14 protein-coding genes are annotated in these 13,092 nt (G+C 73.3%); 5 read left to right on the top strand and 9 right to left on the bottom strand.

The genetic code is table 11. The annotated features are described in order from the left end of the window. Window positions 1–130 precede the first annotated feature (130 nt). From EV190_RS13010 to EV190_RS12985, 6 genes are all read right to left on the bottom strand, one after another. Window positions 131–823: a DNA alkylation repair protein gene (locus EV190_RS13010; protein ID WP_133741799.1), complete on the bottom strand. Its 693-nt coding sequence runs from the start codon at window positions 821–823 to the stop codon at window positions 131–133. Between the two features lie 64 nt (window positions 824–887). Then, window positions 888–1,256, bottom strand: a complete 369-nt coding sequence (locus EV190_RS13005; RefSeq protein ID WP_133741798.1) for a hypothetical protein — start codon at window positions 1,254–1,256, stop codon at window positions 888–890. 525 nt (window positions 1,257–1,781) lie between these two features. Next, window positions 1,782–2,720 (bottom strand): cytochrome d ubiquinol oxidase subunit II, encoded by a 939-nt coding sequence (locus EV190_RS13000; protein ID WP_133741797.1) that lies wholly within the window; start codon window positions 2,718–2,720, stop codon window positions 1,782–1,784. Between the two features lie 16 nt (window positions 2,721–2,736). Beyond that, complete coding sequence (locus tag EV190_RS12995; protein WP_133741796.1) at window positions 2,737–3,975, bottom strand: cytochrome ubiquinol oxidase subunit I; 1,239 nt, start codon at window positions 3,973–3,975, stop codon at window positions 2,737–2,739. A gap of 234 nt (window positions 3,976–4,209) precedes the next feature. Further along, window positions 4,210–4,875 (bottom strand): response regulator, encoded by a 666-nt coding sequence (locus tag EV190_RS12990; RefSeq protein ID WP_133741795.1) that lies wholly within the window; start codon window positions 4,873–4,875, stop codon window positions 4,210–4,212. 24 nt (window positions 4,876–4,899) lie between these two features. After that, the gene (locus tag EV190_RS12985; RefSeq protein WP_243742544.1) at window positions 4,900–6,054 is read right to left on the bottom strand and encodes a sensor histidine kinase; all 1,155 of its coding nucleotides are present in this window, start codon (window positions 6,052–6,054) and stop codon (window positions 4,900–4,902) included. 222 nt (window positions 6,055–6,276) lie between these two features. Between EV190_RS12985 and EV190_RS12980 the strand changes: the two genes are divergently transcribed. Further along, the gene (locus tag EV190_RS12980; RefSeq protein WP_133741793.1) at window positions 6,277–6,960 is read left to right on the top strand and encodes a hypothetical protein; all 684 of its coding nucleotides are present in this window, start codon (window positions 6,277–6,279) and stop codon (window positions 6,958–6,960) included. Window positions 6,961–6,971: 11 nt separating this feature from the next. Here the strand turns inward: EV190_RS12980 and EV190_RS12975 are convergent, their stop codons facing one another. Next, window positions 6,972–7,805 carry a spermidine synthase gene (locus EV190_RS12975; RefSeq protein WP_133741792.1) on the bottom strand — a complete coding sequence of 278 codons (834 nt, stop codon included), beginning with the start codon at window positions 7,803–7,805 and terminating at the stop codon, window positions 6,972–6,974. A 221-nt stretch (window positions 7,806–8,026) separates the two neighbouring features. On the opposite strand from EV190_RS12975, the gene EV190_RS12970 reads away from it, so the two are divergent. Beyond that, a complete protein-coding gene (locus EV190_RS12970; RefSeq protein ID WP_208113165.1) occupies window positions 8,027–9,778 on the top strand; it encodes a proline--tRNA ligase in 1,752 nt (583 codons plus the stop codon). A 92-nt stretch (window positions 9,779–9,870) separates the two neighbouring features. On the opposite strand, the gene EV190_RS12965 is transcribed toward EV190_RS12970, so the two are convergent. Both EV190_RS12965 and EV190_RS12960 read right to left on the bottom strand, forming a co-directional pair. After that, window positions 9,871–10,326, bottom strand: coding sequence for a ferritin-like domain-containing protein (locus EV190_RS12965; RefSeq protein ID WP_133741791.1), 456 nt, complete (start codon window positions 10,324–10,326; stop codon window positions 9,871–9,873). Then, a complete protein-coding gene (locus EV190_RS12960; RefSeq protein ID WP_133741790.1) occupies window positions 10,327–10,809 on the bottom strand; it encodes a ferritin-like domain-containing protein in 483 nt (160 codons plus the stop codon). 282 nt (window positions 10,810–11,091) lie between these two features. On the opposite strand from EV190_RS12960, the gene rimP reads away from it, so the two are divergent. The 3 genes from rimP to EV190_RS12945 are packed head-to-tail and all read left to right on the top strand — an operon-like array spanning window position 11,092 to window position 12,901. Next, complete coding sequence (rimP, locus tag EV190_RS12955) at window positions 11,092–11,571, top strand: ribosome maturation factor RimP (protein WP_133741789.1); 480 nt, start codon at window positions 11,092–11,094, stop codon at window positions 11,569–11,571. A gap of 24 nt (window positions 11,572–11,595) precedes the next feature. Further along, window positions 11,596–12,633: a transcription termination factor NusA gene (nusA, locus tag EV190_RS12950; protein ID WP_133741822.1), complete on the top strand. Its 1,038-nt coding sequence runs from the start codon at window positions 11,596–11,598 to the stop codon at window positions 12,631–12,633. After that, window positions 12,614–12,901 (top strand): YlxR family protein, encoded by a 288-nt coding sequence (locus EV190_RS12945; RefSeq protein ID WP_133741788.1) that lies wholly within the window; start codon window positions 12,614–12,616, stop codon window positions 12,899–12,901. The genes nusA and EV190_RS12945 overlap by 20 nt, the downstream gene beginning before the upstream one ends. The last annotated feature ends 191 nt before the right edge of the window (window positions 12,902–13,092 follow it).

The following is a 13,092-nucleotide window of genomic DNA, read 5'->3' as shown; positions in this document are numbered from 1 at the left end:
CCGGCCGCCGGGGGGGGGGCGGGCCCCGGGGGGGGGGCCGGCCCCCCCCCCCCCCCCCCCCCCGGCCCCCCCCCCCACGACCGTCAACAAAACCACCGGTGCCCGAATCCACCCCCGCGCCGGAGCCTCCCTAGCGCAGGTTCCTGAGCGCCTCGCGACGGGAAAGGGCCGAGATGCGGGACTCGTGCTCGTCGACGAACTTCAGGACCGAGCCCGGATCGGTCCTGGCGTACTCGCGCAGCGCCCACCCGATGGCCTTGCGCACGAAGAAGTCGGGGTGGCGCAGGTTCGGTTCGATGGAGCCGAGGAGAAGGTCCGCGTCGGTCTCGGCCCCGGCGCCGACCTGGCACAGGATCGCGCTGCGGCGCAGCCACAGGTCGCCCGCCAGCGCCCATCCGCTGACCAGCGGCCGCAGTTCCGTGGGGTGCGCGCGCAGCAGGGGGCCGACGCGGTTGACGGCGAGCGGGTCCACGTAGTCCCACCACGCGCCCGCGGTGATCAGATCCTCGTACAGGGCCGCGGTGGCGGGCGTCTGGAAGGCGGTGTAGAGCCGGTGTCCGGTCAGCTCCACCGCCGCGTACCGCTCCTCGCGGTGCGAGGCCACCCGCCAGAGGGTGCGGACGGTGTCCTCCCAGGTCTCCTGGTCCTCGATCGGATTGGCGGCGAAGACCTCGGCGAAGACCCGGCGGCGCGGTCCCGCCTGCACGCCGTGGAAGGGCATGACCGACTTCATGTACCGCCGCATGGAGTCGGCCTTGCCGGGGTCCGCGAAACGGCGGAGACGATCGCGGACGGCGGCGATCAAGCCGAGATGGGCGGGCATGTCCCTATTATCCTCAAGGGTCCACCGGTGCGCACCACGCGACCGACCGGGGGCGGGCGGGCCGCTACTTCAGCAGACCGGTCATCTCCTGGACGGTCGGGCAGGGCCAGCGCAGCATGCAGCAGTTGCAGCGCCGCAGCGCGCAGGCCGGCCCGCTGGAGACGCCGCCCGCGTCGCGCGGGCGGTGCAGCGCCAGCAGGTTCAGGCAGAGAGCGGCGAACGCGCTGACCTCCTGGCGGGCGTTGGCGTAGAAGGCGACGTCGTTCAGCCGCATCAGGGCGCTCCCGCCCGCCGACGCCGGAACACCGACGGTCTCGGGCCCCCACGGGACCGCCCGGTCCGCGCGCTCGAGCACGCCCTCCACGTACATCCGCAGCCGCTCGTGCTCATCGAGCTGCCCTGGAGTCGACGCGAACATGTCAGCGGACATCATGTGTCTCCCCCCGCCCAGACCGGGCCCCCTACCCGGCCGACGATCATCACCAAGAGTACGTGAAAAATAGCTGTTCGTACTTGTCCTTGGGGGAAGCGGCCGGGGCGCGCCGGAAAGGCCGTCCCGGAGCCGGACCCGCGCGCCGCGTCCGCGCAAGGCGCACGGGCCGTCCCGGGGGCATGGGACGGCCCGTGCAGGGGGCGGGCGGGGAAGGGGCCTGCCACCGCCCGGTGGTGTCCGGCCGGGGTGGTGCGCTCAGCAGCCCCCACCGCAGCTGCACGAACCGCCGTTCTGGCAGCCGCAGCCGCATCCGGAGCCGCAGCCGCAGTCGCCGCGTGCGGCGGGGTCGGACCGGGGCATGGGGGCCTCCTCCGAATCGGATCCGGTGGGTCGGCACCGGGATCGCTCCTGCTCGTTACGTGGGCTGGGATTCCCCGCCGCCGAGATCGCCAACCGGTCTGGCCGGTTCCGGCAACCCCGTGCCACCGGGGTTTGAGAGGCGCGCCGAGGGAGCAGGCCGGGGACTCAGGCGAAGAAACCGGACACGACCGCGGGGCGGCGCAGCATTCGGTACAGCCAGATCTGGCCTATCACCATGGCCGGAAGAGCCGGGGCGACCGCCATGGCGACCAGCGTCAGGGAACCCGGATCGGCGGTGGAGACGGGGAGTTCCACACCGAGCGCCACCAGCAGCGGAAGCGCGGCCATCGCCAGCGCCGAGGTGTGCCGGGACCAGCGCGGTCCGGACAGGCCCGCCGTCACCGCGAGCGCGCCCGCCAGCACGGCGCCCGGAACGAGGGCCGGAGCGGCCCGGTCCACCCCGCCGGCCGCCCAGGCCGCGACCGCGGCCAGGAGCACCGCGACCAGTCCGGCCCGGGCCAGCGCGCGGGTCGCCCGCGCGGCCACGTCGGCGGACTCGGCCGGGTCCGAGGCGTGCGCCTGGCCGTCCCCGGGCACCAGGCGCTCCGCGCCGAACGCGGCCCCGCGTAGCGCGAACAGCACCGCCACCGCGACCGCGCACAGCGGCGCGAACAGCGGGGACAGCTCCCCGCCGCCCAACAGGGAGGCCAGCACCAGGCCCCAGGACAGCGCGATCGTCCAGCTCCCGGCCACGATCGCCGCGTCCCAGACGGCGTGCCACCGGGGGTTCTCCACCCGGCCGCGCAGCCAGAGGCCGGCGTCCCGCCACAGCCATCCGGCCAGCAGCGCGACGAACAGCGGCCAGTTCCCGGTCACGGCCTCGCTCTTGAGCTCGGGGAAGAGCCCGGCCACCACCCCCACGGAGGCGACCAGCCACACCTCGCTCCCCAGGAAGTAGGGGGCGATGGCGGAGGCGAGGCGTCGGCGCTCGACCGGGGCGCGGGCCACGTACGGCATCAGCATGCCCAGCCCGACATCGCATCCGGCCAGGACGAAGTAACCCGCCAGCAGGACGGCGAGGAAGAGGACTGCGAGGGATTCCACGGGGTTCTCCTGGGCGTCAGTAGGTGTGGATCGGGCTGGCCGGTTCGGCGCCGGGATCGGGAGCGGGGGCCAGCGGGCCGCCTTCGGGGCCGCGCCGGGCGAACCGCGCGATGAGCCACCAGGTGACGCAGGCGAGGACCGCGAACGCGCCGGTGAACAGGAAGAACGAGGTCGCCGCCATGCCCCCGGACATCTCCGTCACCGCGTCGGCCGTGGTCATGTGGTGCCTGACCGCCCACGGCTGGCGGCCGAGCTCCCGGTAGAGCCAGCCGGCGACGCTCGCGGCCAGCGGCAGCACGGGCGCGAACACCAGCAGCGCGTGGAACCAGCGCCAGCGGTCCAGTCCGCGCAGCAGCCAGACCAGGAGCGAGACCGAGGTCAGGAGGAGGACGAGCAGCCAGGACAGGGTCATCACGGCGTTGCCGATGTCGGCGAGCACCGGCGCGGCCCCGGCCCCGGCGGCCTCGATCCGCTCGATCTCGGCCTCGTCGAGGGTCTGGCCGCTGGTCGCCGGGGCGCCGCGCAGCGCGTACTGCGTGCCGCCGAACGCCGGGGTCGGCATGACCGCGAGCGCGGTGACCAGGAGCCCGCGCCGGACGCCCCGGCCGAACATCCCGTCGGGGTCGTCGCCGCGGCGCAGGTGGTAGGCGCTGACCGCGGCCGTCACCAGGCCGCCCACCAGCAGGGTGCTGGAGGCCACGTGGCCGAACGCCAGCAGCGCCGACGGGTTGGCGACCAGCGCGGCCGGGTCGGTCAGCACCGCCACCCCGCCGCGCATCTCGAAGCCGACCGGGTTCTTCAGGAAGCCGTTGGAGACCAGCACCCAGAAGGCCGACAGGTACGCGGTCAGCGTCACCACGCCGAACGCGGCCAGGTGCGCCCACCGGTTCATCCGGTCCCAGCCGAAGATCCACAGGCCGAGGAAGGTGGACTCGACGAAGAACGCGGCGACCGTCTCGATGGCCAGCGGCGCGCTGAACACGTGGCCGAACACGTCGTTCAGCCCGCTCCAGTTCAGCGCCAGCTGCAGCTCCATCACCAGGCCCGAGAGCACGCCCATGCCGTAGTTGACGACGTAGAGCCCGCCCCAGAACCGCACCGCCGCCATGCGCGCCGCGTCTCCGCGCAGCGTGGCGCCCAGCTGCGCGCCCAGGATCATCGGGGCCATGCCGAGGGTGAAGGCCACGAACATGTAGTGGATGCCTGCCGTCAGCGCGAACTGCAGCCGCGCCCACATCAGTGGGTCGTCGAACACGGGGGACTCTCCTCGGCGGACCGTCGTCGTAGGGACACGACCGATGGTGGCCGCCGAGGGGCCCGGGGCGCATCGTCCGGGAGGGGGCACCCGCCCTACCGCGCGGAGGGTGCCGGGAGCGGAGCCGTTGCTCCCCCGGGTGTAGGGGGAGACCCCGGCCCGCCTCGGGGTCGTGGGGGCTTCCGTGGCGGGCCGCCGCAGACCTCCGCGCCGGACGCCGGGCCGTTCGGCCGGCTACCCCGCCCAGCCCGGCGTCACCAGGCCCGTCTCGTAGGCGAGCACCACCAGTTGGGCGCGGTCGCGCACGCGCAGCTTGACCATCGCGCGGCTCACGTGGGTCTTGGCCGTCGCCGGGCTCAGCACCAGCCGGCGCGCGATCTCCTCGTTCGACAGTCCCGTCCCGACCAGCGCCACCACCTCGCGTTCGCGGTCGGTCAGGCTGTCCAGCCGCTCGGCGGGCTCGGGGCGGCGCGGGCGCTTGGCGTAGTCGGCGATGATGCGCCGGGTGACGTTCGGCGACAGCAGCGCGTCGCCCCTGGCCACCACCCGGACCCCGTTCAGCAGGTCCTCGGGTTCGGTGTCCTTGACCAGGAACCCGCTCGCGCCCATGCGCAGCGCCTCGAAGATGTACTCGTCGAGGTCGAAGGTGGTCAGGATGACGACCCGGGTGGACTCCAGGCGGGGGTCGGCGAGGATGCGCTCGGTCGCGGCCAGGCCGTCCACACCGGGCATGCGGATGTCCATCAGCGCGACGTCGGGGCGCTCCCCGGCGGCGAGCCGGACCGCCTCGGCGCCGTCCGCGGCCTCGGCGACCACGCTGATGTCGGGGGCGCTGTTGAGCAGCGCCCGGAAACCCGCCCGGACCAGTGCCTGGTCGTCGGCCAGAAGTACGCGGATCATGCGGTGCCCCTCGTCGAAGTCACGTCAGTCGGGCAGCCACGCCCGCACCCTGAAGCCTCCGCCGGGGGGCGGTCCGGCGTCCAGTTCGCCGCCCAGGGCGACGGCGCGCTCGCGCATCCCGTTGATGCCGTTGCCGGGGGCACCGCCGTCGGCCGGGCCCCGGCCGTCGTCCACCACGAGGATGGACACGCCGTCGGCGGCGTACCCCACGTCCACGGTGACCGATCCGGCTCCGGAGTGCCGCACCACGTTGGTCAGGGACTCCTGCACGATGCGGTACGCCGCAGAGTCGACGCCCGCGGCGGGCCTGCGCGGCTCCCCGGTGACGCGCAGGCGTATCCCGACGCCCGCGGTCCGCGCCCCCGCGACCAGCTCGTCCAGCCGGTCCAGGCCGGGCAGGGGCGAGCGCGGGGCGTCCTCGTCCACCGCGCGCAGCACGCCGAGCGTCGAGCGCAGCTCCCGCAGGGTCTCCTTACTGGCCTGCTTGATCGCGGCCAGCGCCTCGGCGGCGCGCTCGGGCTCGGAGTCGATCAGGTAGAGCGCGCTGCCCGCCTGCACGTTGATCAGCGAGATGTTGTGCGCGACGACGTCGTGCACCTCGCGCGCCAGCCGCAGCCGCTCGTCCGACGCGCGGCGGCGCAGCTCCTCCTCCCGGGTGCGGGCCGCCTCCTCGGCGCGCTCGCGCACCACCGCCCGGTACTCCCGGCGCTTGCGCGCCACCTCGCCGCTGATGAGCACCACGAGCACCCACGCGAGCATGCTCAGCGCGTACTGCAGGCGGGGCAGTCCGAAGTGGATCGCCTCGAACACGTGGATGATGAGGAACTGGAGCAGGCCAAGCAGCCAGCCCGTGCGGCGGTACCCCCGCTCGACCACGGTGAACAGCGCGAGCGCGCCCGCGACGATGACGAGGTTGTCGGGGTAGGAGAGCGGATAGTAGAGGGTGGTCGCCAGGGCGGACACCGCGGCCACCGGGACCGGCGCGACGGTGCGCCACAGCAGCGGCGCGACCGCCAGCACCATGAGCGGCAGCCCCCACGGCAGCAGCGACCCGAGGTCGTCCGCCCGCACCGCGCCCGCCGGGTCCGTCAGGGAGAAGAAGGTGGACACGGCGACGAGGCCGCCGACCCCCAGGGTCAGGGCCAGGTCCCCGTGCGTGATCCGGAGGAAGCGCTTCATCGGTACCGACATTATGCGCGCGCCCCGGCTCCGCGCGTCCGTCGAACGGAGGCCCGTTCCCGGGCGCGGGTACTCCCCGGGAAGTACCCGCGCCCGGGAGCGCGGCGCCCGTGCTCCGCGTCAGAGGGAGGGCGGACACGTGATCTTGTGGTTTCCTCGGTGTTCACCCGCGAGGTTTCCGAGGAAACCACAGGACCACGGCAAGGAACCGGCCCGAACCCAATGAACCCTCCCCACCCCGGCCGCTACTCCGGCCCCCAGGACAACCTGCACGAGCGGCTGCTGCACGTCCCCTTCCACGAGGCCGCGCCGTGGCTGCGCGTGCTGCTCACCGGAGACCCCGGCGCGATGGGCACGGACAAGCTCGCCTACTCCGTCAACCCGCTCCTGACCGCGCTGCTGATCTACCGCACCGACCCCGGCAGCTACTCCGGCATCGTCCTGGACAAGCGCCACACCCGGGCGTGGGGCCGCGACAAGCAGGACCTCTGGTTCACCGCGCTGGGCAACATGGCGTACGACCAGGTCCGGGAGCAGGCGCTGTACTCGGGGACCGACACCGACGTGCGGATCGTGCACGGCGTCGACTGGGCCGGGTCCGCGCACGTCATGCGGCTGCCCGAACTCATGCGGGAGCCCGCGCCCCACGGCGCGCTGGTGATGCTGCCGGACGCCAACACGATGGTCTACACGGTGCTGCGCAGCCGCCGCTCCATGCCGGTGATCCCGTTCCTGTACCGGACCTTCCTCGACCTGCGCACGGACGGCGCGGTCACCGACCAGCTGCTGTGGTGGCGCGGGGGCAGGGTGCACGGGATGTCCACGCTCCCGGCCGACGGCGGCGGTGTGCAGGTCAAGCACTCCCCCGAGTTCAGCAACATGATCGACCGCGAACTCCCCGCCTGACCCGGCGCCCGTCAGAAGACCCCGTCGGGCGGGGCGGGGGAGTCCCTGGCCGTCGCGTCGTCCACGGGGACGGCTCCCGAGGCGAAGCGGTCGAGTTCGGAGCCGGACAGCAGGCGCGCCATGTCGGGGTCGCGGTGCGCGCGCCGGGCGAGCTCGTCCACGGGCAGCCGCCGGTGGCCGGCGAGCAGGACCAGGTTCCCGAACCGCCGCCCGCGCAGCACGGAGGGCTCGGCGATCAGCGCCAGGTGCGGGAAGACCGCCGCCGCGGTGGCGACCTGGGAGCGGGCGTGCCTCAGCGCCTGGCCGTCGCCCACGTTCACCGCGTACACGCCGCCGGGCCGCAGGACCCGGGAGGCCTCGGCGGTGAACTCCACCGAGGTCAGGTGCGCGGGGGTGCGCGCGCCCGAGAAGACGTCGGCGACCACGAGGTCGGCGCTCCCGTCCCTGCGCCCGGTCAGCCAGGCGCGGGCGTCGCCGGTGCCCACCCGCAGATCGGCGCGGCGGTCCCACGGCAGCTCCCGCCGCACCAGCGCGATCAGGTCGGGGTCGATGTCCACGGCGCGCTGGCGCGACCCCGGCCGGGTGGCGGCCACGTAGCGGGCGAGGGTGAGCGCGCCCGCGCCGAGGTGGAAGACGTCGACGGGCTCCCGCTCGGGCGCCACCAGGTCCACCACGTGCCCGAGCCGACGCACGTACTCGAAGTCCAGGTGGGTGGGGTCGGCCAGGTCGACGTGGGACTGGGGCGTCCCGCCGACCATCAGGATCCAGGAGTCGGGCCGGTCGGCGTCGCGCAGCAGCTCCGTCCCGGGCCGCTCCCGCGCGTCCCCGTTGTCGCGCCTGCCCATCAGTTCCCACCCCGCCCGCTGTTTCCCGTACGGCCCGTTTCGGCCCGCTCCAACGGTAGACGCAGCGGGGAGGGGGGTGCGCCGCGTCTCCCGCCGGCGCGGAACCGGGGCGCTCCGCCCCCGGCGGCCGCTAGCCTGGAAGCCCTCCCGGACGACGCCTACGGCGCTCCGGACCGAAAGCCCCGAGCGGATTGCCTCCGCCACCCCACCGAGGAGTGACCGTGCTGCTGCGGATGTCGAACCTGTTCCTGCGCACCCTGCGTGAGGACCCGGCGGACGCCGAGGTGCCGAGCCACAAGCTCCTGGTGCGCGGCGGCTTCGTGCGCCGCGCCGCGCCCGGCGTCTACTCCTGGCTCCCCCTGGGCAAGATCGTGCTGGAGAACGTCTCCGCCGTGGTGCGCGAGGAGATGAACCGCATCGGCGGCCAGGAGGTGCTGCTGCCCGCGCTCCTGCCCCGCGAGTACTACGAGGCCACCGACCGCTGGACCGAGTACGGCGACACCCTGTTCCGGCTCCAGGACCGCAAGGGCGCCGACTACCTGCTCGGCCCCACCCACGAGGAGCTGTTCACCCTGCTCGTCAAGGGCGAGTACTCCTCGTACAAGGACTTCCCGGTCACGCTCTACCAGATCCAGGAGAAGTTCCGGGACGAGGCCCGCCCGCGCGCGGGCATCCTGCGCGGGCGCGAGTTCCACATGAAGGACTCCTACTCCTTCGACATCGACGACGAGGGGCTCCAGCGCTCCTACGACGCGCACCGCGCGGCCTACGTCCGCGTCTTCGACCGGCTCGGCCTGGAGTACGTGGTCGTCAAGGCCACCTCCGGGGCGATGGGCGGCTCGGCGTCCGAGGAGTTCCTCGCGGTCGCGCCCAGCGGCGAGGACACCTTCGTGCGCAGCACCGGGTCCGACTACGCCGCCAACGTCGAGGCCGTGTCCACCCCCGCGCCCGCCGCGCGGCCCGTCGAGGGGCTGCCCGAGGCGCGGAAGCACCACACCCCCGACACCCCCACCATCGAGTCGCTGGTGCGCTTCCTCAACGACGCGGGGCTGGGGCGCTCCTTCACCGCCGCCGACACCCTCAAGAACATCCTGGTCAAGGTCCGCCGCCCCGGCGGGACCGACTGGGAGGTCATCGGCGTCGGCCTGCCCGGCGACCGCGAGGTCGACATGAAGCGGCTGGAGGCGTCCCTGGATCCGTTCGAGGTCGCCCTCCTGGAGGAGGCGGACTTCGCGGCCTACCCCTTCCTGGTCAAGGGCTACATCGGCCCCGGCGCGCTGCTCTCCAACAAGCTCCGCTACCTGGTGGACCCGCGCGTGGTCGAGGGCACCGCCTGGGTCACCGGCGCGGACGAGGCCGACCACCACGTCGTCGACCTGGTGTGCGGGCGGGACTTCACCCCCGACGGCACCGTCGAGGCCGCCGAGGTGCGCGACGGCGACCCCTCCCCCGACGGGGACGGCACCCTCTACACCGCGCGCGGCATCGAGATCGGCCACGTCTTCCAGCTCGGCCGCAAGTACGCCGACGCCTTCTCGCTCGACGCGCTCGGCCCCGACGGAAAGCCCCGGCGCGTCACCATGGGCTCCTACGGCATCGGCGTCTCGCGCGTGGTCGCCGCCATCGTCGAGCAGTCGCACGACGACAAGGGCATCGTCTGGCCGCGACAGGTCGCGCCCGCCGACGTGCACGTGGTCGGCACCGGCAAGGGCGAGCAGATCGAGGTCGCGCTGCGCGTCGCGCGGGAGCTGGCGGACCGCGGCGTGCGGGTCCTGGTGGACGACCGCAAGGGCGTCTCGCCCGGCGTGAAGTTCACCGACGCCGAACTGCTCGGCATCCCCACCGGCGTCATCATCGGCAGGGGCCTGGCCGACGGCGTGGTCGAACTCCGCGACCGCGCCACCGGCGAGCGCTCGGAGATCGCGCTGGACGCCGTGGTCGACACGGTCGCGGCCGTCGTCGCCGAGAGCTGACCGCCCGTCGTTCCCCTCCGCTGATCTTGACCTTTTCGGGGTCTCGAAGACGGTCGAGACCCCGAAAAGGTCAAGATCAGCGGAGGGGGCGGCTAGAGCTCCCCTCCGGGGAAGCCGGGGAAGGCGGACAGGGGGGCTCCGAGGTCCAGGGCGCGTACGGTGGCCGCGCGCAGGGCACGGCCCGCGAGGTCGCGCAGGGCGGGGTCGGAGACGGCGGCCAGCTCCAGGTACGCCTGGGCGGTCGCCTCCTCCAGGCCGACGGCGAAGGACGCCAGCGACTCCTCGCCGGTGTCCTCGGGCAGCGTGTAGGCCTGCTCGCCCGCGGCCGGGACGGCCTCGCGGTCGACCAGCTCGGCGCGCAGGGCGTCCCGGCCGGCGCGGTGCTCGTCCATGTGTCCCAGGTACAGGTCGTGCCGCTCGCCGGTGAGCTTGGCGGCGGCGAAGCCGTACCCGTGCACCGCCGCGTGCTCGGTCAGCAGGGCGTCCTGCAGCGCGACGACCGCGGCCGCCTGCGCGCCGGTGGGACTGGGGCTGGGACTGCTGGTCAACTAGGCCTCCGGCAGGGAGTGGGCGTGGCCGGCCTCGCACGCGCCGATACCGGCGAAGAGCTGTGCCAGCGCGGGGTCGGCGGCCTCGCCGAGTTGGCGCAGCCGGTTGGCGGCGGCGGCCTCCTCGGCGACCCGCAGCCCCCGCTCGTCGGGGTCGGGCCGGGCCTCGGGGCTCGCCGACGGGGACGGCTCGCCCCCGCCGTGCTCGGGCAGCCGCTCGCGGAGCACCGCCAGGTGCCGCTCGTGGTGCGAGCGGAACGCCTCGTGCAGCTCGGGGTCGGTCGACCGCCCGTTGTCGAGCAGCGCCGCGTACCGGGCGATCAGCCGCTGCTTCTCCGCGATCGCCGAGCGCAGCAGGTACTCGTCGGGGGAGATCTCGCTGGGGTACCAGTCCGCGCCCCGGCAGCCGCCGAGCCCGAGGGCGGCGGCCGCCGCCAGCGCGCCGCCGAGTACCGTGCGGCGGTTGAGGGCGTCGTGGCGCAACGGTGCCTCCTGGAGCGCGGGGAAGAGGGGCGGGCGGCACCATCCTTCCACGCCGGACGCGTTCCCGGCGCGTCCGGGAACCGGTTCCCGCGTCCCCGGAAGGGGGCCCGCGCGGGGTGCCGGCGCCACTCGATGGGGCGAACAATGCCGGGAAAAGCGCTGACTGTGGATACTCTTGGATCAAAACCGCCGCCCACAGGGGCGAGCGGACGACTACGTGCACAGCTGGACCGCCCCGCCGTCGCCGCGACCCGGGACGGAATTCGCCGAGGAGGATCACCGATGGGAGCGCAGGCTCGCCATGACCGTCTCGCGCAGCTGCTGGAACCCGTCCTGGCCGAGGCAGGACTCGACCTGGAGGACCTGGTGGTCACCCCGGTCGGCAAGCGTCGGCTGGTGCGGGTCGTGGTGGACTCCGACGACGGCGTCGACCTCGACATCGTCGGCGAGGTCAGCCAGACGATCGCCAGCACGCTTGACGCGACCGATGCCATGGGGCAGTCTCCCTACGTGCTGGAGGTGACCTCGCCCGGTGTGGACCGTCCGCTCACGGAGCCGCGGCACTGGAGACGCGCGCGGGGCCGCCTGGTGCACGCGCCGCTGCTCGCCGGGGGCCAGGTGCGGGGGCGCGTGACACACGCCGACGAAACGGGCGTCACCTTGGACGTCGACGGTCAGAGCCGGGCGTACGCCTTCTCCGACCTGGGGCGCGGCAAGGTCCAGGTTGAATTCCGTCACGATGACGACGACGCGGCGGACTAGAGGGGGAGCCCCGTGGATATCGATATGAGTGTCCTGCGCAGTCTGGAGCGCGAGAAGGACATCTCGGTGGACCTCGTCGTCAAGGCGATCGAGGACGCGCTGCTGATCGCGTACCACCGCCAGGAGGGGCCCGAGATCCCCGCCCGGGTGGAGCTGAACCGTGCCTCGGGGCATGTCACGGTGTGGGCCCAGGAGAAGGACGAGGACGGGCGGTTCGTCAGGGAGTACGACGCCACCCCCTCCAACTTCGGCCGCATCGCCACGTCCACCGCCAAGCAGGTCATCCTGCAGCGGCTGCGCGACGCCGAGGACGAGCTCACCCTGGGCGAGTTCGCGGGCCGCGAGTTCGAGGTCGTCTCCGGCATCATCCAGCAGGGCAAGGACCCGCGGAACGTGCTGGTGGACCTCGGCAAGATCGAGGCGATCCTGCCCCCGCAGGAGCAGGTTCCGAGCGAGACCTACAACCACGGCGACCGGCTGCGCGCCTACGTCGTGCAGGTCCGCAAGGGGCACCGCGGCCCGTCGGTGACGCTGTCGCGCACGCACCCCAACCTCGTGCGCAAGCTCTTCCAGCTGGAGGTCCCCGAGATCGCCGACGGCACCGTCGAGATCGCGGCGATCGCGCGCGAGGCCGGGCACCGCACCAAGATGGCCGTCAAGTCCAACAAGGCCGGGGTCAACGCCAAGGGCGCGTGCATCGGCCCGCTCGGCAGCCGGGTCCGCAACGTCATGGCCGAGCTGCACGGCGAGAAGATCGACATCGTCGACTACTCCGACGACCCGGCCCAGTTCGTCGGCAACGCGCTCTCGCCCGCCAGGGTGACCCACGTCGAGGTGCTCGACGCCTCGGCCCGGGTCGCGCGCGTCACCGTGCCCGACTACCAGCAGTCGCTGGCGATCGGCAAGGAAGGGCAGAACGCCCGCCTCGCCGCGCGCCTGACCGGCTGGCGCATCGACATCCGCTCCGACGCCGAACTCGCCGCCAGGCGCGCCGAGGAGGAGTCGCTCGCGGAGGGCGGTCAGACAGGGCCGTCGGACTCCGATGACGCAGCGGCGCGCTAGACTGCGAGGAGTCGGCCCGTCGGCTCCCGTGCGCACGTGCGTGGGCTGCAGGTCGCGAGCAGTCCAGTCTGATCTGGTGCGGCTGGTTCTGGACGGGGGCGCCATCGTGTGCGACACCGCCCGACGACTGCCCGGTCGGGGTGCCTATCTCCACCCTGACCAGCAGTGTTGGGAGTCAGCACAGCGGCGTCGTGTCTGGCGGCGGGCGTTCCGCACCGAGCGCGGCATCGACGCCTCGGGAGCCGCCGCACGCTTCATCGCGGCTTGATCGATTCGAATCGGCCGTGATTCTGGATTAGGGTTGGAATGATCACGCCGTTCGTTCGGTTGTAACGACTGAACAGACGGCGGGTCTTGTCATGTCGGTAGATCCGACGCACTGACCCATTGTTGTGTAACAGACGAGAGTCGGAAGCGGGTCGAGATTGCGATGAGCGCTCGATGAGTACGCAGCGATGA

The sequence above is a fragment of the Actinorugispora endophytica genome (genome assembly GCF_004363075.1).
In the GTDB taxonomy this organism is placed as follows: domain Bacteria; phylum Actinomycetota; class Actinomycetes; order Streptosporangiales; family Streptosporangiaceae; genus Actinorugispora; species Actinorugispora endophytica.
This window is presented reverse-complemented; position numbering and strand designations above follow the sequence as displayed.

What these genes read in the sequence shown, in the direction of transcription:
- EV190_RS12945 (WP_133741788.1), top strand. Translation starts at nt 12,614, where the DNA reads ATGACGCAGCGGCGCGCTAGACTGCGAGGAGTCGGCCCGTCGGCTCCC.
- EV190_RS13010 (WP_133741799.1), bottom strand. Translation starts at nt 823, where the DNA reads ATGCCCGCCCATCTCGGCTTGATCGCCGCCGTCCGCGATCGTCTCCGC.
- nusA (WP_133741822.1), top strand. Translation starts at nt 11,596, where the DNA reads ATGAGTGTCCTGCGCAGTCTGGAGCGCGAGAAGGACATCTCGGTGGAC.
- EV190_RS12990 (WP_133741795.1), bottom strand. Translation starts at nt 4,875, where the DNA reads ATGATCCGCGTACTTCTGGCCGACGACCAGGCACTGGTCCGGGCGGGT.
- EV190_RS12980 (WP_133741793.1), top strand. Translation starts at nt 6,277, where the DNA reads ATGAACCCTCCCCACCCCGGCCGCTACTCCGGCCCCCAGGACAACCTG.
- EV190_RS12975 (WP_133741792.1), bottom strand. Translation starts at nt 7,805, where the DNA reads ATGGGCAGGCGCGACAACGGGGACGCGCGGGAGCGGCCCGGGACGGAG.
- rimP (WP_133741789.1), top strand. Translation starts at nt 11,092, where the DNA reads ATGGGAGCGCAGGCTCGCCATGACCGTCTCGCGCAGCTGCTGGAACCC.
- EV190_RS12985 (WP_243742544.1), bottom strand. Translation starts at nt 6,054, where the DNA reads ATGAAGCGCTTCCTCCGGATCACGCACGGGGACCTGGCCCTGACCCTG.
- EV190_RS13005 (WP_133741798.1), bottom strand. Translation starts at nt 1,256, where the DNA reads ATGATGTCCGCTGACATGTTCGCGTCGACTCCAGGGCAGCTCGATGAG.